This window comes from Sporosarcina aquimarina (assembly GCF_023715615.1).
GTDB classification, from domain to species: domain Bacteria; phylum Bacillota; class Bacilli; order Bacillales_A; family Planococcaceae; genus Sporosarcina; species Sporosarcina aquimarina_A.
This window is the reverse complement of sequence record NZ_JAMBOM010000001.1, coordinates 1075071-1095105: the sequence shown is the minus strand read 5'-3', so window position 1 is coordinate 1095105 and position 20035 is coordinate 1075071. Positions and strand designations below refer to the sequence as shown.

The following is a 20035-nucleotide window of genomic DNA, read 5'->3' as shown; positions in this document are numbered from 1 at the left end:
AATACGGAAAGAAGCCCGCCAGCTTATCCGTTATGGACGTCTGACGGGCTTCTATGTAATTGAACTCACTTTACAGCATCTTTCAATGCCTTACCTGCTTTGAATGCAGGAACTTTGCTAGCTGCGATTTCAATTTCTTCTCCAGATTGTGGATTACGGCCTTTACGAGCAGCACGCTCGCGTACTTCGAAGTTACCGAAGCCAATCAATTGTACCTTCTCACCCTTTGAAAGAGCGTCTTGGATTGTTTCAAATACAGTTTCAACAGCTTTTGTTGCATCCTTCTTAGAAAGACCTGCTGCTTCTGCTACGGAGTTGATCAATTCAGTTTTGTTCATCTCGTTCACCTCCTCTCAAACGTTTGTAAAACCTCTTTAACACTGTAAAAAGAGTAACATAACCAATTCTAGGGTGCAAGAATATTGTGGTCTACGTGGTGGATAGGTATCCAAAAAACAGAAAAAAGACCCGCTGTAGACGGATCTTTACTCTTTAGACGATGAACGTCACCATGCCTTTATTTCCTTCATTCACCATTTTCTCAATGGTCTCACGCAGTCTTCTCCGAGCGCTGGAAGGTACTGCAGACGTCTTAAATCGGATGCTTTCCTTCAACACTTCATGGAGCGGTGTTCCAAACAATTGAGTCTCCCACAACGCTTCACGATCGTGTAAGTAAGCATTTTTCAGTTCTTTCAACAAATGATGACTATGGAATTCAGAACCGATGAGAGGGGCAAATTCTGCTTCCATATCAATCCGAATCACATGTAACGCTGGAGCTGTAGCTTTCATGCGTACTCCATAAAAAGAGTCTTGTTTTATAAGTTCAGGCTGCGTCGGCTGGAAATCTGCAATGGTTGGCAAGGCGACCCCATACCCTTCCTTTTTCGCAGTCTCGATTGCCTCAGCGAACATATCATAGGATTTTTTCGCTTTGACCGCTTCTTGGATGAATATTAGCCAGTCTTTCTTCGTTTTCATCTCGGTGTCCATATAGGACTCACAAACGCCCAGATACGTTTGTTCGTCTATTTTCAAGTCCAGGATGGCTCTTCCTTTTCCTGCATCTACCTCAATGACTTCTGCATGCTTAATGTAGTCCTCTTCATTCAACCGTTCCGCAAGTTGTTGAACTTTACGGATCTTGGATGCTTCAAGGAAGCCTTCATTAATTATTTCATCAATATTCGAATTTAAATAATGCTCTGAGCCTAACACATCCATCCAGTCCGGCTTTTGAAGGTCAATATGTGTAATTGGGAATTCATAAAGGGCTTCTTTTAAAATCAATTGGATTTCCTGTGCATTCAACTGATCCGCACTAATTGCAATGACAGGAACACCATGTTCTTCTTGTAGTTGTTGTTTTAATTGAACCGTTTTTTCATGTGCTGGCATTTTCGAGTTCAGAACAATGACAAACGGCTTACCAATTTCCTTAAGTTTTGATACAATTTCTGTTTCCGCAGCTTCAGCAGAAGCTCTCGGAATATTATTGACGGTTCCATCGGTAGTCAGCAAGATACCGATTGTTGAATGATCTCGAATAACTTTGTCTGTTCCGATACGAGCTGCCTCTTCAAATGGAATCGGTTCATTATGCCATGGAGTATGGACGTATTTAGGGCCATCCTCATCCTCATACCCTTTCACACCATCGATGACATACCCCACACAGTCTGCCAGTCGAATTTGAAAAGAGAGTTCCCCATCTCCAATCGAAACCGCCGTTCCTTGTGCAGGGACAAATTTCGGCTCAGCCGTCATGATGACTGGCCCTGGAGAGCTTTGTGGGAGCTCATCCTGTGCTCGAGTACGGTCTGCCTGCTCACTCATATTGGGGATAACTACTTCTTCCATGACACGTTTAACAAAAGTAGATTTTCCGACACGAACAGGTCCTACCACTCCGATATAAATATCGCCATCTGTTCGTCTCGCTAAGTTTTCATATAGTTCTTCTTTCATTTCCATCGTCCTCCTTTTCTACGCATAGTAGTTTATGAAAACAAAAAACGTTTCATGCATAAAAGCACAAAACGTTTTCTTGTTTAGTTAGACGATTTCATGAAAATCGGTTCATTGTTTTCGTTAACCGTATACGGTAAAGAATAAGCAGGGAGTATCGGATGTTTTTCTGAAAGCAAGTAGCGAATGTCCTCTCCTGGCTTCACATCAGGCTTTTCCTTCTCCAAAATACGGTTTAAATCTATTGAATAATCGATATAGAAATTGCCGTCTCCGCCAACAACAAGTGGTAAATGAGCATCAGAATAAGGACTCTCTACAGTCAACGGTTCCTTAAGACCCATTTTTTCAAAATCCACTTCATAGACGTTTGCACCTTCTTGAACAGGATCTTTGAAAGGCAGTACACCATTCACTGTTTTTCGTAATATCAGTTCCCGAATTCTTTCTGCAACACGTAAATCTACAAGCTTAACTGTTGGGTTTTCTTCCACGTCCATTAAAACATATTGATAAATCCCCCCTTGCTCATAAGCATTTGAAGGGATTTTCTCCGTTAGAGATGGAACAATTTTAGTGAAATCTATTGGATATTTAATATATTGATCGACATCCATATCCCGTGTTTTTATTGGCAATAAACCTTGTGACTGTTCACGGTACGTATCTACCGCTTTTTGAACAGTCCCTAGCTGATCCTCATATGGTCTCTGCTTGCTTTCTATTTCATCTTGAGGGTACATGCATCCTGACAAAAAAATAGAAAGTATCGCCACTATAGGAAGTAGTAACATTCTTTTCATAGATTTACGAGCCTCCCGTAGGTCCGTTAAAGACGAGATAGATCATTGCAAAGAATGAAAAGATCAGTAAACAATAGGCAATGACCGCAAACACTATCTTGAGAAGCTTATTTGTTAATTTGGTACGGCTAACATGAATGAGTCCCATTGAAATCATCATGAAACCCATGGCGTAAAAAGATAGCCACATTTTATCCAACGAGGACAAAGTACGTCATTCCTTCCAGTCGTAAATTTATGCGACACAACGCGTAATTCGCGAGAACATTAAATAAGCTCCTTTAATTGGAAAAATCGTCAGTTTCCTTCTTTTTCCCTCGACTCATTAACCAATCTACCGCTTCTTTCGGTTCATTATCTTCAAACAAGACAGTATATAGGGCCTCTGTTAATGGCATTGAAACGTCATATTGCTTTGCTAACTGATGAGCTGCCTTAGTTGTACGGACGCCTTCAATCACCATTCCCATGCCTTGTGTCACTTCTTCTAGTGAATGACCTTTCCCAAGCATATTTCCTGCTTTCCAGTTACGCGAATGGACACTGTTTGCCGTGACGATAAGATCTCCCATACCGGCAAGCCCTGCAAATGTAAGGGGACTCGCCCCCATCTTAACCCCAAGACGCGTAATCTCTGCAAGACCTCGAGTTATTAGGGCGGCTTTTGCGTTATCGCCATATTCTAAACCGTCTGTAATCCCAGCAGCAAGTGCGATAACATTTTTCAAAGCCCCGCCTAGCTCAACTCCGAGAACGTCTTCGTTTGTATACACGCGGAAATATGAGTTCATGAATAGTGTCTGAACCTCTTCTGCAGCTTGACCATCCTCTGAGGCCACTGTTACGGTCGTCGGATGACGCAATACGACTTCCTCCGCATGAGATGGCCCCGAGAGGACAACCAAGGCTCTACGTGCTTCAGGTCGAATTTCTTCTGTTAGCATTTCAGTAATTCGCTTGAGCGTATCAGGTTCAATACCTTTAGACACATGTACGATGAGTTTCGGATTTTGTATCAAACTATTCAATTGTGCACCGATTTCCCTCATTCCTTTTGTCGGTACAGCAACGATTAGAACATCAGCATGCTCAACAGCTTGCTTTAGATCTGAAGTTGCTTTCAGTGATTCTGGTAGCATGCAATTTTTCAAATATGAATGATTCGTATGCTGTTCGTTTATCTCATTGGTTTGCTGTTTCCGTCTTCCCCAAATTAGACAGTCATGTCCATTTTCAGCAAGAACAAAGGCAAGAGCGGTTCCCCAGCTCCCAGCACCAATTACAGAAACTTTTGTCACGTTTCCTCATCCTTTCCCACAGTTTCGTTAACTTCTAGCCCGAGTGATAATTCGAATTGGTGTTCCTTCAAATCCGAAAGACTCACGCAAACGATTGCGAAGGAATCGTTCATATGAAAAGTGCATTAGTTCTGTATCATTTACAAATACGACAAAAGCAGGAGGTCTAACTGCTACTTGAGTTGAATAATAAATACGGAGTCGTTTACCTTTATCCGTCGGTGCAGGATTTCTAGCGATTGCATCCTCAACCACTTCGTTTAGTACGCTGGATTGAATGCGCATTGAATGATTTTCACTAATATTAATAATCATATCAAACAACGAGCGAACCCGCTGTTTTGTTTTTGCTGATACATAGGCAATCGGTGCATAATCCAGGAATAAGAAATTTTTACGAATATCTTCGTTAAAGCGATTCATCGTCTTTTCATCTTTTTCAAGAGCATCCCACTTGTTGACAACGAATAGAATTCCTTTCCCGGCCTCTTCTGCGTACCCTGCAATCCGCTTATCCTGCTCGCGAATACCTTCTTCACCGTTAATGACAATCAGTACAACGTCAGAACGATCGATTGCTTTTAGCGCACGTAGCACACTGTATTTTTCCGTATTTTCGTACACTTTACCTTTTTTACGCATTCCTGCTGTATCAATAATTTTAAATTTCTGCCCTTCATATTCATATGAAGAGTCAATTGCATCAGTTGTAGTTCCAGCAACGTCACTTACGATAACACGTTCCTCACCTAGCAATGCGTTGACAAGAGAAGACTTCCCAACATTCGGTCGACCAATTAAAGAAAAGCGAATAACATCCTCTTCAATTTCTTCTTCTGATGGATCAGGGAAATTTTCTGCAACGGTATCCAAAAGGTCTCCAAGTCCTAAGCCATGTGATCCCGAGATAGGATGCGGATCACCAAAACCGAGTGAATAGAAATCATAAATCATATCCTTCATCTCAGGGTTATCCACCTTATTGACGGCAAGAACTACTGGCTTTTTTGTCTTATACAAGATTTTCGCAACTTGCTCATCTGCATCGGTAACGCCTTCTCTTCCGTTTGTCAGGAAAATAATTACATCCGCTTCCTCGATTGCAATTTCAGCCTGCATACGGATTTGAACTAGGAACGGCTCATCCCCAATATCAATTCCACCCGTGTCAATCAAATTAAAGTCGTGAGACAACCAATCTGCCGCACTGTAAATGCGGTCCCGGGTCACACCTGAAACATCTTCCACTATCGAAATACGTTCTCCGACAATTCTGTTAAAAATCGTGGACTTACCGACATTCGGACGTCCTACGATGGCTACTGTTGGTTTACTCATTAGTCATTCATCCTTCCAAGCTATCTTCTGCATATTATACACAAAAAAAAGAGATGGCGCTCCTAAAAGAGCCATCTCTTTCAATACAGTTGTTACAGGTTCGCAAACCTTTTTAGTTGGAGAATTTTTTTAACTGATCTCCGATGACATCACTGATAGAGAAACCAGATGGTTCTTCTGGCATTTCATAGCCATCGTAGGTGTCCTCTTCTTTATCAGTTAGATCCTTTATACTTAGAGAGAGACGTTTATCATTAGGATTGACGTCCAATACTTTCACTTCAACATTTTGTCCTTCAGACAAAACTTCGTTCGGTGTCCCAATATGATCATGAGAAATTCTTGAAATATGCACAAGGCCTTCGACCCCTGGGGATACTTCAACGAAAGCTCCGTAAGACACAAGACGTTTTACAGTTCCCTGTAAGACTGCACCCTTAGGGGCTTTGTCTTCAATGCCTTCCCATGGGCCAGCTAACGTTTCCTTAATAGATAAGCTAATTCGTTCAGAGTCGCGGTCCACCGCCAAAATCTTGACTTGCACTTTATCGCCTTCTTTTAGGACATCCGAAACTTTCTCAACATGTCCATGAGCGATTTGGGAAATGTGAACTAAGCCATCCACGCCGCCTAAATCTACAAATGCACCAAATGAAGCGATGCGTTGCACGGTACCTTCAAGGACTTGGCCTTCGTGAAGGTTTTCTAGGATTTCCTCTTTTTTAGATGATTTTTCTTCTTGAATAACTGCACGATGAGAAAGGATTAACCGGTTTTTCTCTTTATCCATTTCTACAATCTTAAATTCCATTGAGCGACCTTTGTAGTCTTCAAATGATTCGACAAAATGATCTTCGACTAAGGATGCAGGGATGAATCCTCGCACTCCTAGGTCTACTACTAAACCACCTTTTACAACATCTTTCACTTCTGTTGTAATTGTGACAGAATTATTAAATTGCTCTTCCAAAGTATCCCAAGCATCTTCAGCATCCACTTTACGTTTAGATAACACGAAGGCATCATCTTCAACTTTAATAATAGAAAGTTCTAGTTCGTCGCCTTCTTTTACTGCATCTGATGCTGTCTCGATGTGAAGACTAGATAATTCACTGATTGGAATCACGCCGTCAAATGGTGCTCCAGAAATTTCTACTGTGACAGATTTGTCTTCAATTTTAGTTACTTTACCTGTCACACGATCTCCTTCGTTGTATCCGTCCATTGCTTCTACATTCATCTCTTCAGTCATATGTAGTCCTCCTCCATAATAATCATAATTCTATACTATTGGAATATACCCATAAAAACAAAAAATTGAACTTGTGTGTCAGCGATTTTTTTCGATTAGCTGTTGAATAGCGGCCATAATTACTTCTGTAACTTCTTCGGCAGAAGCTTTTCGTTCACGGTAAGATGTCATATCAATTGGTTCCCCGTAAACTACTTTCAGCTGTTTGAACGGGCGATATGGGCCAATAATTGCACAAGGCATGACTAACGCATCTCCTTTGAGTGCAAAAAAACCTGCCCCTGTTAGTCCTTTCCCTATTTCCCCAGTTTTACTCCTTGTTCCTTCAGGAAACATTCCAACTACTTGTCCTGAGCGAAGTAATTCAAGCGCTTTACGAATCGCCTGACGATCACTCAGCCCTCGTTTTACAGGAAAGGCATTCACATTAGGTAATATTGATTTTAACACAGGAAGTTGGAACAGCTCTTCTTTCGCCATAAAGTGCACAGGACGCGGAGCTGTTAAACCAACAACAGGCGGATCTAAGTTATCGATATGATTGGTACACAAAAGAACGCCTTGGTCTTTAGGGAAATTTTCTTGACCGATTACTTTGATTCGATAGAACGGTTTTAACACTGCAGTACACAGTGCCTTCCCAAGAGGATATAAATTCATGGGCGCTTCCTCTTTTCTGCATGATGAATGATCGTATCTGCAACTTGTTCAATACTCATCGAGGTTGTATCGATAAAAATCGCATCACTCGCTTGCTTTAGTGGAGATGCGATACGTTCTGTATCTGCCTTGTCCCGATTCGCGATGTCTTGGCAGAGCTCTTCCATCGAACGATCAATGCCTCTTTTCGTGTTCTCCACAAAACGTCTTGCGGCACGTTCTTCTACAGAAGCAGTCATGAATATTTTCAGTTCCGCATCCGGTAATACTGCAGTTCCGATATCTCTACCATCCATTACAACCCCTTTAGTATTCGCTAAAAGTCGTTGCTTTTCTACCATTATTTCTCTAACACGTGGTTGAGCAGCGGTAGCAGATACATTTGACGTAACTTCCTGTGACCGAATCTCTTCCGTAACATCTTCATCATCTACTCGCACACTTTGTCCTTCTTCGGTTGGTAATAACTCAATATCGATCCGCTCCAACAAACTAGAGAGGGCATCATCGTCATATACATCTATATGCTCTTTTAACGCCTTATATGTTAGAGCCCGGTACATTGCACCTGTATCGATGTAAGTGTATCCCAACTTGTTTGCTGTTATTTTTGCGATTGTACTTTTACCTGCAGCTGCAGGACCATCTATTGCAATTTGTATTCCTTTTTCCATGTCCAATACCCCCGTACTCAATTCGCAAACATTGTACCATAGCGAAAAGGAAAAAGTCTTTTTCTTAAAGACTTTTTCCTATTCGTTCCGTTTTTTCAATTGTCTTTCAAAGCATAAACGAATGACTTGCTGTCGTGATTCGTGATCAATTTGGTCGAACTGCAAAGACGCAATTCTCCTACCATCTTTTTCCCATATCCGAACAATTCTCGCATTTACTCTCACATATTTAATGGAATTATTGGCGAAGGGAAGAACGATTGTCAGCCTGACAATGTCATCTTCTTCAAAGTTCGACTTCGCCAAATTGACAGCCATGCCGCCTGCACTTATATCTTCCGCAACAAGTTGGTGAACAATACCATCTTTGTCTACAGCTACATCCAACGGGGAATCTACGCGTACAAATTCCCGACGCTGAATTTTTATCAATTCTGAATCACCAGGGTATGACAGTTGAAGCATCGGGATTCCTCGATTCAGTCTTCCCATCACTTCAGTCTTAAAGACATAAGCCATTTTCAACTCATCAACGAATGAGACCAAAAGTTGAGTTCCATCGATAAAGAATGCCGTTCTTCCTGTTTCAAGATTAGTCGGATAATCAATCATTACACACTCTTTATCGATATCCACGACTCGACTTTTAAATTTCTCGCCTTCTTCGGTATAATCTTTGTCTATTGTGATAGAAGTTCCTAATGCAAGCTTCACAAAACCGCCACCTGTCATGATTTCATACTAGTATTATGACATGAGTGGCGGGATTTTCCAAACACTATTTTAAGGTTGCTTCTCCGTCCTGATTACGTCTTTTGTTTCCGTGTCTACTAAGACAATATACGTACCAACTTGACCGTTCTCTTCAAGTGTTACGGTTGGGGCATAGGCAAGACGCTGGATACCATGTTCATTTTCGACATAAACAAGTTCTTGTTTATTTACGGTTACATTCTTATGAAAGAATGTTTTCCAATCTATTGTAATCATCGGTTGATCCTTAAGCTGTTCTTTCCGAATGTACTCCGCAGCATTAAGACCTAGTATTCGACCATCTTCTTTTGCTGCTTTTATCTGAATCGTATCAGACAAAACTTTCGCCTTATGCATTTTTTCTACTCGTGTATAAACAAAGTGAAAGGCTGTGTCGTTTTCTCTAACTTCTTCGAAGACTACATCCGTGTATCCTGAATCTTTTAAGAACGTTTCAATCCGATTACGTACATCGTCTAATTCCATAGTGCCTGCACCCGAAGGTCGTTCTGTTAAGAAAGAGAGTATATGTCCTCCTTTTTTCGTGATATCAATATATCCCACGGAGTCATTATCTGCAAAGCGGATATGATAAAACGGATAGGCTGCACCTGGTTTACTTTCTGTTGTGTCAATAACTTGATTGGATACGTCAGGAAATAATTTTTTGAATTTAGATAATGCATCCTCTTTGGTAACAGCAGGGTCCTTAATATGTTTTAATTCTTTTTTCTTTAACGCATCGGATTCACTTGCTGTTAGCGGGAAATCACTTTCCGTATATTGTTGAATGGATGCGCTTAGTCCTTTCCAGTCGAAAGAAGCTTTCTCACCGTCCAGTCGATCTTGCCATTCTGCCATCGAAAGATTCCCACTAGCCATATCTGCAGTTGCAACTGACCATTGGTCTGAAAGACTTTGGATATTTTTCGAGGCACGATCCATAACATTGTGAAATTCTGTAGGGTCAGTCTTTTCATCTCCTTCTTTAGAGAACTTCCCTAACCTTCCTAAGTAGTTCATCCATGTTGTTGAAAATCGTTGGTCGAGAGGTAGTGATGCCACAGATTGCTGAATATCCGAAGACAGCCTCCAAATATCCTCACGAGCCTCAAGATCTCCTTGGCCTTGGTTGAATAGCAATGTCTTCTTAACGGCTTCGTCTAACTCCTGCAACTTCGAAGAGGCATCAGAAATATTCTTTGCATACTGCACAGATAAAGCATTTTGCAAATCCTTATTTTGTGTAGCTGTTGAATAGGAGTACACGGATAACGAAACAATTGCAAAAACAGCAAGAAACACTAGTTTTTTCATAAGAATGTACTACACCTGCTTTCTGTAATAGTTATAGTTTCATGGGAAGTAACAATTTTTTTGTTAGTTACAAAAAATGTGCAATCCTATTTTCTTAATTTGTGGACGTGACCAAATCCATTTACTTGTAGCAGTTACCGGATTAAAGTAATAAATTGCATTCTCCGAAGGATCCCACCCATTCATCGCATCGATTACTGCCTCTTTTGCTCGTTCATTAGGTTCTAGCCATATTTGACCATCAGAAACTGCTGTAAATGCACCCGGTTGAAAAATTACACCACCAACCGTGTTCGGGAAGTCCGGATGCTCAATTCTATTTAATATGACAGCTGCTACAGCCACTTGACCTTCATAAGGTTCCCCTCGTGATTCACCATATACCGCATTAGCTAATAATTTGAGGTCGTCTGCACTATATTTTGAAGGGACTTGAGTATTCGTACTCGGTTTTGTAGTAGTTGATCCCCCCTTAACTTGAGAAGACAACGGTTTACCCCCATAATGAGTAAATTCTTTCCCCGCCTTAATATTGTCCATGACAAATTTCTTGTCGTAAGAAGAGGCCGAAGTTAACTTTTTCTTCGTTTTAGTTCCTGCGATACCGTCTACAGGCATCCCATACTTTTCTTGAAACTCGCGTAACGCCCAATAAGTTTGATAACCAAAGTTACCGTCTATTTTCCCTTTGAAGAAACCAATATATTGAAGTCTTGCTTGAAGTTCAATGACATCGTCTCCTTTAGTGCCTTTTGCGAGTTCCCGATTCGTGAAAGCTTGAGTGTCAGTTGAAAGTGACAATTGAATACCTACAAAAAAGAGCAAACCAATTAACATTGTGCGCATCATTTTGTTCATGTCTTTTCCTCCAGTCGTTCTACTTGTACCTTTAGACTGTCCTAAATCACCAGAATTATGATGCGTTGTTCCATTTCAATACAAAAAAACCATCCAACAATTGTGGATGGTTTTCATGATGCTCTTTTTTTGGTTTGTCTCATTGCAAAAACATGTGCGTATTTCACTCTTGTAAGGCCGAACCACCATAGAAACAACATGAACGGAATCATTAAATATACCCAAAGATCATGAATTTCTAAAATTGCGTTGTACGTAACATGTAATACAAAAGGGAAAATCAATGCAATTAACAAGTTCCATTTTTTCTTATCAGCCATTGCAAATTTCGATTTCCCAAAATAGTATCCCATCACTACACCGAACAATGCGTGGCTGGAAACCGGAAGTAACGCACGAATAAAAGCCGTATCCAGGCCAAATGTGAACAAAAACAAGATATTTTCAACTGTCGCGAACCCCAGCGAAACACTGGCTCCGAAAAGAATTCCGTCATACACATCGTCAAACTCAAAATTTTTGTAAACAAAGACTAATAAAATCAGCCATTTAAAAAATTCTTCCAAAGCACCTGTGAATACAGTATTCTGTAAAAATTCATTGGCGAAGACCTGTTCCTCTACAAAAACATGTTGAACGAACAGTATCGGAAACGTCATAACTGCTCCGTAAACAAAGGCTTGAAAAAGAGTGCGCGAAGGTTCCCTAGAAATTTCTTTTCTTAAGTAGAGATAACTAAATAAAGCCAGTGACGGAGCGATCCCAACTGTAAACAAAATTATCAAGCTTCGCACCCCCAATCAGGGTGATTATATCACAAATACAGAAACAATTACCTATTCTGTTAACAATTCGCTTTCAACTTTTCAGAAATAGATAAAGCAATGGCCTCACCATGATGCCTTCCGTTCTCAATAAATATTGAATTCGCATTATTACCCGCAGCAATCACCCCTGCAATATAGAGGTCCTCTACTGAAGTTTCCATGGTTTCCTCGTTATACAACGGGCATCCACTTTCCTGTTCCAACTCGATTCCTATACTTCCAAGGAAATTGTAATCCGGATGGTAACCAATCATGGCAAATACAGTATCCGCTTGGATTTCTTCTACACCTGTCTCGGTACGGATACGAACTGTATCTTCCCTAATTTCTTCTACTGTAGCTTGAAAAATCATTCTGATTTTCCCGTTATTGACCAGACTTTCAAATCCAGGTAAAATCCAAGGCTTCACACTAGGTGAGTATGAGGCACCACGATAAACGACTGTTACGTTAGCACCTGCTCGTTCAAGCTCAAGCGCAGCATCTACTGCAGAGTTTTTTCCTCCGATGACTACTACGTTCTTTCGAAAGTATGGGTGCGCTTCTTTAAAATAGTGATGAACATGCGGTAAGTCTGCACCGACTGCTTCAAGGCGATTAGGTTGGTCGTAATAACCTGTAGCAACTACAACGTATGAAGTTTCGTACACTGCCTTATCCGTTGTGACATGAAACACATGCCCAGTTTTTTCAACAGATAAAACTGTTTCATTACTGTTTATCATTAATTGTTCGAGTTCGGCAACTGTTCTATAGTAAACCAGCGCATCATTACGTTGAGGTTTATCTTTCGCAGTAATAAATGGAATGTTACCAATTGATAATTTCATGCTTGAGCTAAAAAACGTTTGATGTGTTGGATAGCTGTGAATCGAGTTTACGATACTTCCCTTTTCTATCAGCAATACATCAAGACCTAACCGTTGTAAGTGAATAGCAGCAGATAGTCCACAAGGACCTGCTCCTATAATAATGGCATCTGTTTTAAGCATGTCGACTTGTTACACTCCTTTTTTATACTCAATTTTTATAAGATGAGTTTCAGGGGGGGCACCAAAACGTAATGGAACCAGCGTTGTGCCAAAACCATTGCTAATCAGTTGTGCATAATCTTCCTCAACCTTAAATTCACCTCGTGGTTGCATCCCGAAAGGTCCGAAGCGAATTTGCCCTCCATGTGTATGACCGCCTATGAGGAGCTCAGGATTAGCAATCTGGAGAAGTTTATTGAACAACGATGGATTATGAACTGCTATAAGCTGATACGTATACTCACCATTGTATGACACAGCTTTTTTTAAGTTTGTATTACCACTCGAAGGATCATCTGCACCACTAAGAATCCAATCTGAATGTGACGGGATGCAAACACTTTCATTATCAAGTATCTTTCCACCGACACCTTCAATAATTTCTCGAATGACGGATTCTCCAATTTCTCTATCGTTATTTCCCCATACGTAGTACACCGGTCCTAAGGTTGATAGTTTTTCTACATTACTTCTCACTCTTTCTGATGAAACACCTTTCTCCGCCACATCGCCACCAATAATAACTAGGTCCACTGAGCTGGATCGGGAATGGACTTTTTTTATCAATTTAGTAGGGATTCTTCTGCGGTGCACGTCACTTATAAAAAATACAGTAAGCTCGCAGTCAGCTTTGGAGGAAGATTTCACCTTCATGCGGTGGGTCTTTAAAGAATTTCGATGTGCACTATAAAACATACATCCAAGCAGCACGCTTAAACACGTGAATAACACACGTATTCCAATCCAAACATTTTTCATACATCCACCTACCATATGAAAAAGGCAAAGTTAGCGTACTTTGCCTTTTCAAAATTTTTAATTAAGGAATGACCAGCGTCTGACCAACACTGATTGAATTTGATGATAACCCATTTGCTGCTTTAATTTTTTCAACCCCACTACCCGAACCATAATAAGTGACCGAAATACGATAAAGTGTTTCGTTCGGTTGAACGGTATGTGATTTTGCAGAAGGCTTATCTTCTGGTTTCGGATCCGGTTTTGGGTCTGGCTTAGTTTCTGGCTTTGGATCTGGCTTTGGATCCGGTTTTGGGTCCGGCTTTGTTTCTGGCTTTGGATCCGGTTTTGGAGTGGCTACAGGCTTATTTTCTGCCTTTTGAGATTCAGATTCATCATCCTTTTTAGCGTTTTCATCCTTTTTCAAATCATCGTCTTCTTTATTTTCATTTGAATCAACCGCCGCATCATTCGAAGAATTCGGTGACTGACTTGAACCCAGTTCAAATGTCACGTCTGATTGATCAATTTCAACGTTAGTTCCCTCTTTAGGATTATACAAATCCGAAAGAACATACACAAATATTCCAACCGGTATGAGCGTAAAGAGCACAAGAATAACGTTGATCAGCGTTAGTCCTTTGCGGGATTCTTTCTTTTTACGCCCAGGGGTCGCATTTTTATTCTGACGTAGTTTTACGCGAGAGGGCAAATCGGCTTTAGTGTCATCCTCTAAGTCGATCTCTTTTCTATTTTCTTCAAACTCTGAGTTATAGTCACTTTTTGTCATAGTGGCATTCTCCTATCCCCTATTACTATATCTTTATTATGACGAATTTTGTCGTAAAAGTAAACGGCAATAAGGTCTACTAGCAAAGCAGTAATCGAATTCTCTCCTCCCATTGTAGGAGTCGTCTTCGATTACCTAAACTCTCAGTACTTATAAGCCACTCATCATTCACCGTTCCGCATACGGAACAGCACATATTAGGCTTTGTCTGGGATGTCTCATCAAAATAAGAAAGTAATTGCCCTCGCAAACAGGTTTTCTCATGCACATAGGCAATCATTTGCCTTAACTTCTCTTCTTTGTCGTACTTTAACTTTGTGAACGTTTTATAAACATCTTCCAAAGTAAGTGATTCCAGATAATACTGAACAACTCTGGAGCCCGTTTCAGAAATCCCTGCAAGTTCTGCTGAAGATTCTATCGACTGACCAGAAGATCGCATTGCCGCAAAATGATGCACTTGTGGTTCATCAGGCAAATCCTTTTGAACAATGAAACGAACTTTCTGTTCATCGTCCGTAACATACAACAAAACTGCACTCGATTGTTTACCATCTCTACCCGCTCTGCCAGCTTCTTGAACATACGCAGCTGCAGATGCCGGCATTTGATCATGTATGACTTGCCGAATATCATCCTTATGGACGCCCATCCCAAATGCATTGGTTGCACAAATCCAAGATAATTCTCCGCTCAAAAATTGCTGTTGAATAATATTTCGGTCCCCAGCTTCTTTTCCCGCATGGTACGAAGCAATCCTAATTCCCTCTTGCTGAAGGGCATGTGTCAATTCTTCCGCACGCTTCCTGGAGGCAACATAAATGATTCCAGGACCCTTAGTCATTCTCAACCGTTCTTTTAGCCACGTTGTCTTATCAGCTTCCGTTTCCAGTTGCTGAACCGTATATGTTAGATTCGGTCGGTCCAAGGACTGGCGAATTACGTTTGGATTAGACATATGTAAGTAGTGGATAATATCTGCTTCTACTCGAGCATCAGCAGTTGCCGTCAAAGCTAGAACCGGAGGATTTCCAGCTAATCGGATAAACTCTCCTAAACGCAAATAATCAGGGCGAAAGTCGAACCCCCACTGGGAAATACAATGCGCTTCATCCACCACCAGAATTGAAATAGGTACTCTCATCAAAAAATTTGTCATGTCAGAGCGACTAATCATTTCAGGAGAAATGAACAGGAATTTTAACTTATGGATTTCATCAAATATGTATTTTCGTTGTTCAGATGATAGAAATGAATTAACTGCCGCAACTTGTTTTTCTCCACGCTTACGGATACTCGCTACCTGATCTTCCATCAAAGAAACGAGTGGGGATACGATAAGAACAAGTCCATCCTGCATCTCACCGGGCAGCTGATAGCACAACGACTTCCCCATCCCTGTTGGGAGTATTGCAAGTGTATCATTACGCTGCAAAATCGAGCGTATGACACCTTCTTGACCCGGTCGAAACTCATCATATCCAAATCGCACTTTTAATTCATGATGAAGGTCCATTACACGTATTCTCCTTTCATTTTAGTCAAAATAAGACGAATTTGAAAATAGGTCAAATGTGGAAACTTGTCTTTCAGAAGACGTAAACGTTTCACATCATTATTTTTCACTTCCATTTCAACCGCTAGTTGATCTTCCTGATTTACAAATTGTAAAATAGGGAAATCTCGGTCGTTCGCCGCAATTTCTGAAATATGATCCTCAATGGTATTCACTTTTAACTGACGGGTACTTGCAATCTCTTCAATAGACACCCCTTGGTCAAACAACTTTTTTGTAATCGATGTCGAATCTGTTAGTGGTGTTTCAATACGAATACCTCGCGCAAGCTTATGTAGTATCGGGAGCTTTTCAGCCAACTTTTCACTTTCTGACACAGCAATTAATCGATGTAGTGCTTCTAAATACTCGAGTTGTAAACTGGCGACAGGTTCGCTTGTTGCCTCTTCAAGCTGCTCCCAAGTCCAGCCGGAAGCGTTCACCCCGGTTAGTCGGTGGCACAATATGGATGCCTGAAGGTCAGAAATACCGGTCATTTCCAAAGCCAGAAGTAATTCATCTGCTAAGTACTGCGCGTTATTCTGTCTTGAATCATAAAGACTTCGTAATACTTCCTTCACAAACTGCTGGATTTTCCGGTCGTTCGTGATTGGATGAAAAGAATTTTGGGAGTCTCGTAACTGAGAAAGCGTTTGTACAAGTAAGACCAATCGCAAAAAGAAAACTTCTTCCCTTCCTCTATAATTCCAGCCATCAAAGTGAAAAACTCGTAATTCTTCTTCCGTTCGCTTCCCCTTTTCTGTGACTGTTACAATTCCTTCACTCTCTTTTATTAATCCTGAATGTCGAAGTGACTGAACAGCCTCTGCAAAAGTCGCATCTGCTAGTTTTGGGAGTAGTGAAAAATATGGTTTCACTGAAAAATAATCGATATCTTGGAGTGTCTGCCCTGAACGTTTTCCACGCAAGACATGTAAACTCGCATTCAAAGACCTTTGCCCATCCATTTTTTTTGCGATCTTTAAAATTATTGAACTCAACTTCACTAAGAATCCCTACTTTCTAGTGGTTAAAGGTTGAAAACTGTAGAAAACCGTTTTAGAATGGATGAAGTACCTAGTTGCTAGTGTGAAGAAAAGAGGAGAGAACGAACATGTCTACTCGAAAGTTTACTATCGTAGATCAGGACACATGTATCGCTTGTGGAGCTTGCGGAGCTGCAGCGCCTGATATTTATGATTATGATGATGAAGGAATTGCGTTTGTTATCCTCGATGATAACACGGGAAATACTGAAGTTCCAGAAGAACTGCTGGAGGACCTTGAAGATGCATTTGACGGATGCCCAACAGACTCCATCAAAATTGCAGATGATCCATTCGATGGCGATCCACTCAAATATGAAGACTAAAAAACAGGCTACCCGCATTTTAGCGGATAGCCTGTTTTTCTAGTTCATACAGATAATTTACGATGTTGTTGTGAAATCCAGTTCTGCATACTTTTATATAGCAGTAGAGAAATCCCCATTAATATAGCACCTTTAATCAGGTTGAACGGCAAAATCCCTAAGACAATCATTGTATAGAGTCCTTCTCCTGTTACTGGCGGCGCATTTAAGAAATACGTGTAAGCCGGCAAAAAGACTAGGTAATTTAACAGACTCATGCCAACTGCCATCGAGATTGTACCTGATAAAAGTCCCACAGTTAAGCCGCGTGAGGTACGGAATTTGTTGAATATAAAGTAGATCGGCATGATGAACAAGACACCAGTCACAAAGTTCGCTATTTCCCCAACAGGCACACCTGTTGGACTTCCTGATAAGAACCAATAGAGTACGTTCTTCAGTAACTCTACGAGAATTCCTGCCACAGGACCTAGTGTCATCACCGCTAACACTGCAGGTATTTCACTAAAATCAATTTTCAAAAAACCTGGTAGTGCTGGTAGCGGGAAGTTAAACTGCATAAGAACTGTGGAAATGCTACCTAGGATGGCGACTAAAATCATCACCCGTAATTTCTTACTATTCATACTACTCTCTCCTTTTGCGATTCACTTCACAAAGAGGAAAGGATCTGCCTAATCTTTCGTCTGTCTTCACAAAAACACCCTTCAGCAAATATATGCCAAAGGGAGTGTGTAGACGTGTTTAATTAAGACACCAACATCAATTAGAATGTTCGCGCTTAAATAAGCCGTTGCCTAACAGACAAAAAGACGGCTTCGCCTTCACCTTCTCCCATCCAGACTATACTGTCGGCTCCAGAATCTCACTGGAATCAGCTGTTAAGCTCGCGGGCTAAAAAGCTTTCGCTTCCATTTCCGCCGGTCGGGAATTTCACCCTGCCCCGAAGATGAATCAATATTTTATTACACCATTAGTATATAAAAAAAAAACCAATCTGTAAACTTGTCTGTTTACAGATTGGCTGTTACTTCAAAATAAATGGCATCGGATTTGCTCCAATCGCTTTTGGGAGAAGTCCTCTGAAATTCAAGCCATTCCAATCCAGTGGTTCAACATTGACTACTTTTAGCTGTAGATTAAAACTAGCTGCTGTTAGCGTAAGTCCATCAATTAGTTGACTAGCTACATCCAGTGGCATGGAATCTAGTTGAACAACGTTGTTAAATTTAACTTCAGCAATTCCTTCATTTACCGTGACAGTGAAATCCATCTCTTTGGGAATCACAGGGTCATACAAGTCATTTGGTGCTGTTTGCATGAGATTTAGGGCTTCTTTAAATGACTCGGCTTGCTGCATGAAGTTTGGAGAAAGTACCTGTTGACCATCTTCTAGTGTGTAGACATAATAAGGCGTATTGGTTAGTTCTGTTTGTATATCGATTGGCTCAAGCTCACCTACTTGATCAAAATCGGCGGGTTGCCCATAACCATCTAATATTCGGATATTGCGATATGAAGGGAATGTCTGCATAAGAGAGTGAAGAAACACTTCCTGTGTAGCAGCTGATAAGTCATACCCATGCGTATCGCTAAGTAGTACGGTAAGCTGATCCCCCTTTTCAGAGAATGTCGCATCTAAAGGATGCATGGGTTCAAAACCTAGCGCTTCCTCATCCAACTCTCCAGCAAATGCCTTGTAGATTTCCAGATCTGTCGAGTCTTCAGTTACCCCTTTAGCTTCTAACTGTTCTTTAGACAAAAGAATAGAAACTGGAATACTGACAGCCTGAGCATCCTGTAACCCTATATGCAATATGCGTCCTCCATCCAGATCAGCTGGATACACGGCATATTGAGAATCATCTCCCATTGAAACGGCAGATTTTGAACTAAAATCTTTTGAAAAGTTCTCCATCTCTTCATCTTCTCTTGCAGTTGCAGGCACACCCTCTGAATCACTTTCGATTGACGCCTCATCTGCTGATTGTTTCCCAGTGTCCATAGAGCTCATGAAAGTAGGAATTAGTATCGCAACCAGTAAGACTGCTGCTACTGCCACTATTAAGGGAACAACGCGGCTTTTCTTGCGCAACGGTACGGCTGGTGTTTTAGTAAGTCGCTTATCGTTCTTCAAACGTTCCAGTACTTCTTCCTTAGAACGTTCATCCTTTATTTTTGGCATAGAGTGCAGGAGCTTTTCCAATTCATCAACTTTTTGTTCGTGATTCACTCGGCTCCCCCCTCTCTGATTCTGCCAAAGTTACTTTTGTCCTTAAGCTTTTCAGTGCGCGATGTTGCGTTGTTTTTACTTTCCCTTCAGACCATCCAAGCACTTCTGCTGTATCTGATATCGATAGGTCATTGAAATAGCGCATAATGATGACAAGACGTTGGTCCATCGTACACGAATCCAGATTTTCAAAAACAGAACGCATTTGTTCTTTATCAATCGATTGTTGCTCAGGCGTCTTGTCTGTCGATTTCAAGTCATCTTTGTCCCAGTCGAAAAAAGTAGCGTCATATTTACTGCGTACTTTCGTTTTCCGGAAATAATCGATCGATACATTCTTAGCAATGGCAAACAACCAAGTTTTTTCGCTGCTCCGTCCCTCAAACGAGGAATAGGCACGAATCGCTTTCACGTATACTTCATGGGATAAGTCTTCTGCAAGTTGACGATTTTTCGTCAAGTATGTCAAGAAGTTATATACATCCTGATGATACGTTTCATATAAATGATGAAATACGGAGTCGTCCACAATAATCCTCCTCGTTCACATAAGTTGACGGCTATA

General features: G+C 40.9%; 22 protein-coding genes and 1 riboswitch. Of the genes, 1 reads left to right on the top strand and 21 read right to left on the bottom strand.

Annotated features, from left to right (window positions below; translation table 11 throughout):
- Positions 1-65: 65 nt before the first annotated feature.
- The 18 genes from M3197_RS05100 to M3197_RS05015 all read right to left on the bottom strand — a co-directional run bounded on the left by M3197_RS05100 (position 66) and on the right by M3197_RS05015 (position 16833).
- Positions 66-338, bottom strand: a complete 273-nt coding sequence (locus M3197_RS05100; protein WP_025784891.1) for an HU family DNA-binding protein — start codon at positions 336-338, stop codon at positions 66-68.
- Positions 339-492: 154 nt separating this feature from the next.
- Positions 493-1971: a stage IV sporulation protein A gene (gene spoIVA / locus M3197_RS05095; RefSeq protein ID WP_051508736.1), complete on the bottom strand. Its 1479-nt coding sequence runs from the start codon at positions 1969-1971 to the stop codon at positions 493-495.
- An 83-nt stretch (positions 1972-2054) separates the two neighbouring features.
- Positions 2055-2774, bottom strand: a complete 720-nt coding sequence (locus M3197_RS05090; RefSeq protein ID WP_251659259.1) for a YphF family lipoprotein — start codon at positions 2772-2774, stop codon at positions 2055-2057.
- 4 nt (positions 2775-2778) lie between these two features.
- Complete coding sequence (locus M3197_RS05085) at positions 2779-2964, bottom strand: DUF2768 domain-containing protein (RefSeq protein WP_256378136.1); 186 nt, start codon at positions 2962-2964, stop codon at positions 2779-2781.
- Between the two features lie 91 nt (positions 2965-3055).
- The gene (locus M3197_RS05080) at positions 3056-4072 is read right to left on the bottom strand and encodes an NAD(P)H-dependent glycerol-3-phosphate dehydrogenase (RefSeq protein WP_251659256.1); all 1017 of its coding nucleotides are present in this window, start codon (positions 4070-4072) and stop codon (positions 3056-3058) included.
- Positions 4073-4099: 27 nt separating this feature from the next.
- A complete protein-coding gene (der, locus tag M3197_RS05075) occupies positions 4100-5410 on the bottom strand; it encodes a ribosome biogenesis GTPase Der (RefSeq protein ID WP_251659254.1) in 1311 nt (436 codons plus the stop codon).
- A gap of 112 nt (positions 5411-5522) precedes the next feature.
- Positions 5523-6662, bottom strand: coding sequence for a 30S ribosomal protein S1 (gene rpsA, locus M3197_RS05070; protein ID WP_251659252.1), 1140 nt, complete (start codon positions 6660-6662; stop codon positions 5523-5525).
- Positions 6663-6740: 78 nt separating this feature from the next.
- Entirely contained in the window at positions 6741-7322 is a 582-nt protein-coding gene (locus tag M3197_RS05065; RefSeq protein WP_251659250.1) for a lysophospholipid acyltransferase family protein, read from the bottom strand.
- Positions 7319-7996: a (d)CMP kinase gene (gene cmk, locus M3197_RS05060; protein ID WP_251659248.1), complete on the bottom strand. Its 678-nt coding sequence runs from the start codon at positions 7994-7996 to the stop codon at positions 7319-7321. Before cmk ends, M3197_RS05065 begins: the two co-directional genes overlap by 4 nt.
- 78 nt (positions 7997-8074) lie before the next feature.
- Positions 8075-8710, bottom strand: a complete 636-nt coding sequence (locus M3197_RS05055; RefSeq protein WP_251659246.1) for a flagellar brake protein — start codon at positions 8708-8710, stop codon at positions 8075-8077.
- A gap of 69 nt (positions 8711-8779) precedes the next feature.
- Positions 8780-10066, bottom strand: a complete 1287-nt coding sequence (locus M3197_RS05050; RefSeq protein ID WP_251659244.1) for a PepSY1/2 domain-containing protein — start codon at positions 10064-10066, stop codon at positions 8780-8782.
- A gap of 63 nt (positions 10067-10129) precedes the next feature.
- On the bottom strand, positions 10130-10915 hold the full coding sequence (sleB, locus tag M3197_RS05045) for a spore cortex-lytic enzyme (protein WP_432813977.1): 786 nt from the start codon (positions 10913-10915) through the stop codon (positions 10130-10132).
- Positions 10916-11037: 122 nt separating this feature from the next.
- Positions 11038-11709: a glutamic-type intramembrane protease PrsW gene (gene prsW, locus M3197_RS05040; protein WP_251659241.1), complete on the bottom strand. Its 672-nt coding sequence runs from the start codon at positions 11707-11709 to the stop codon at positions 11038-11040.
- A gap of 59 nt (positions 11710-11768) precedes the next feature.
- Positions 11769-12743, bottom strand: a complete 975-nt coding sequence (locus tag M3197_RS05035) for a YpdA family putative bacillithiol disulfide reductase (RefSeq protein ID WP_251659239.1) — start codon at positions 12741-12743, stop codon at positions 11769-11771.
- 9 nt (positions 12744-12752) lie between these two features.
- Positions 12753-13436 carry a metallophosphoesterase gene (locus M3197_RS05030; RefSeq protein WP_251660100.1) on the bottom strand — a complete coding sequence of 228 codons (684 nt, stop codon included), beginning with the start codon at positions 13434-13436 and terminating at the stop codon, positions 12753-12755.
- Positions 13437-13602: 166 nt separating this feature from the next.
- Entirely contained in the window at positions 13603-14310 is a 708-nt protein-coding gene (locus tag M3197_RS05025; protein ID WP_251659237.1) for a LysM peptidoglycan-binding domain-containing protein, read from the bottom strand.
- Between the two features lie 79 nt (positions 14311-14389).
- A complete protein-coding gene (locus tag M3197_RS05020; protein ID WP_251659234.1) occupies positions 14390-15826 on the bottom strand; it encodes a RecQ family ATP-dependent DNA helicase in 1437 nt (478 codons plus the stop codon).
- The gene (locus M3197_RS05015; RefSeq protein ID WP_251659232.1) at positions 15826-16833 is read right to left on the bottom strand and encodes a YpbB family protein; all 1008 of its coding nucleotides are present in this window, start codon (positions 16831-16833) and stop codon (positions 15826-15828) included. The genes M3197_RS05020 and M3197_RS05015 overlap by 1 nt, the downstream gene beginning before the upstream one ends.
- A 146-nt stretch (positions 16834-16979) precedes the next feature.
- Between M3197_RS05015 and M3197_RS05010 the strand changes: the two genes are divergently transcribed.
- Positions 16980-17237: a ferredoxin gene (locus M3197_RS05010; RefSeq protein ID WP_251659230.1), complete on the top strand. Its 258-nt coding sequence runs from the start codon at positions 16980-16982 to the stop codon at positions 17235-17237.
- Positions 17238-17281: 44 nt separating this feature from the next.
- On the opposite strand, the gene M3197_RS05005 is transcribed toward M3197_RS05010, so the two are convergent.
- The 3 genes from M3197_RS05005 to M3197_RS04995 all read right to left on the bottom strand — a co-directional run bounded on the left by M3197_RS05005 (position 17282) and on the right by M3197_RS04995 (position 19999).
- Positions 17282-17863: an ECF transporter S component gene (locus M3197_RS05005; protein WP_251659228.1), complete on the bottom strand. Its 582-nt coding sequence runs from the start codon at positions 17861-17863 to the stop codon at positions 17282-17284.
- 196 nt (positions 17864-18059) lie between these two features.
- Positions 18060-18192: riboswitch (FMN riboswitch) on the bottom strand.
- A 72-nt stretch (positions 18193-18264) separates the two neighbouring features.
- The gene (locus M3197_RS05000) at positions 18265-19470 is read right to left on the bottom strand and encodes a hypothetical protein (RefSeq protein ID WP_251659226.1); all 1206 of its coding nucleotides are present in this window, start codon (positions 19468-19470) and stop codon (positions 18265-18267) included.
- Positions 19448-19999 (bottom strand): sigma-70 family RNA polymerase sigma factor, encoded by a 552-nt coding sequence (locus M3197_RS04995; protein ID WP_251659224.1) that lies wholly within the window; start codon positions 19997-19999, stop codon positions 19448-19450. Before M3197_RS04995 ends, M3197_RS05000 begins: the two co-directional genes overlap by 23 nt.
- Positions 20000-20035 lie beyond the last annotated feature (36 nt).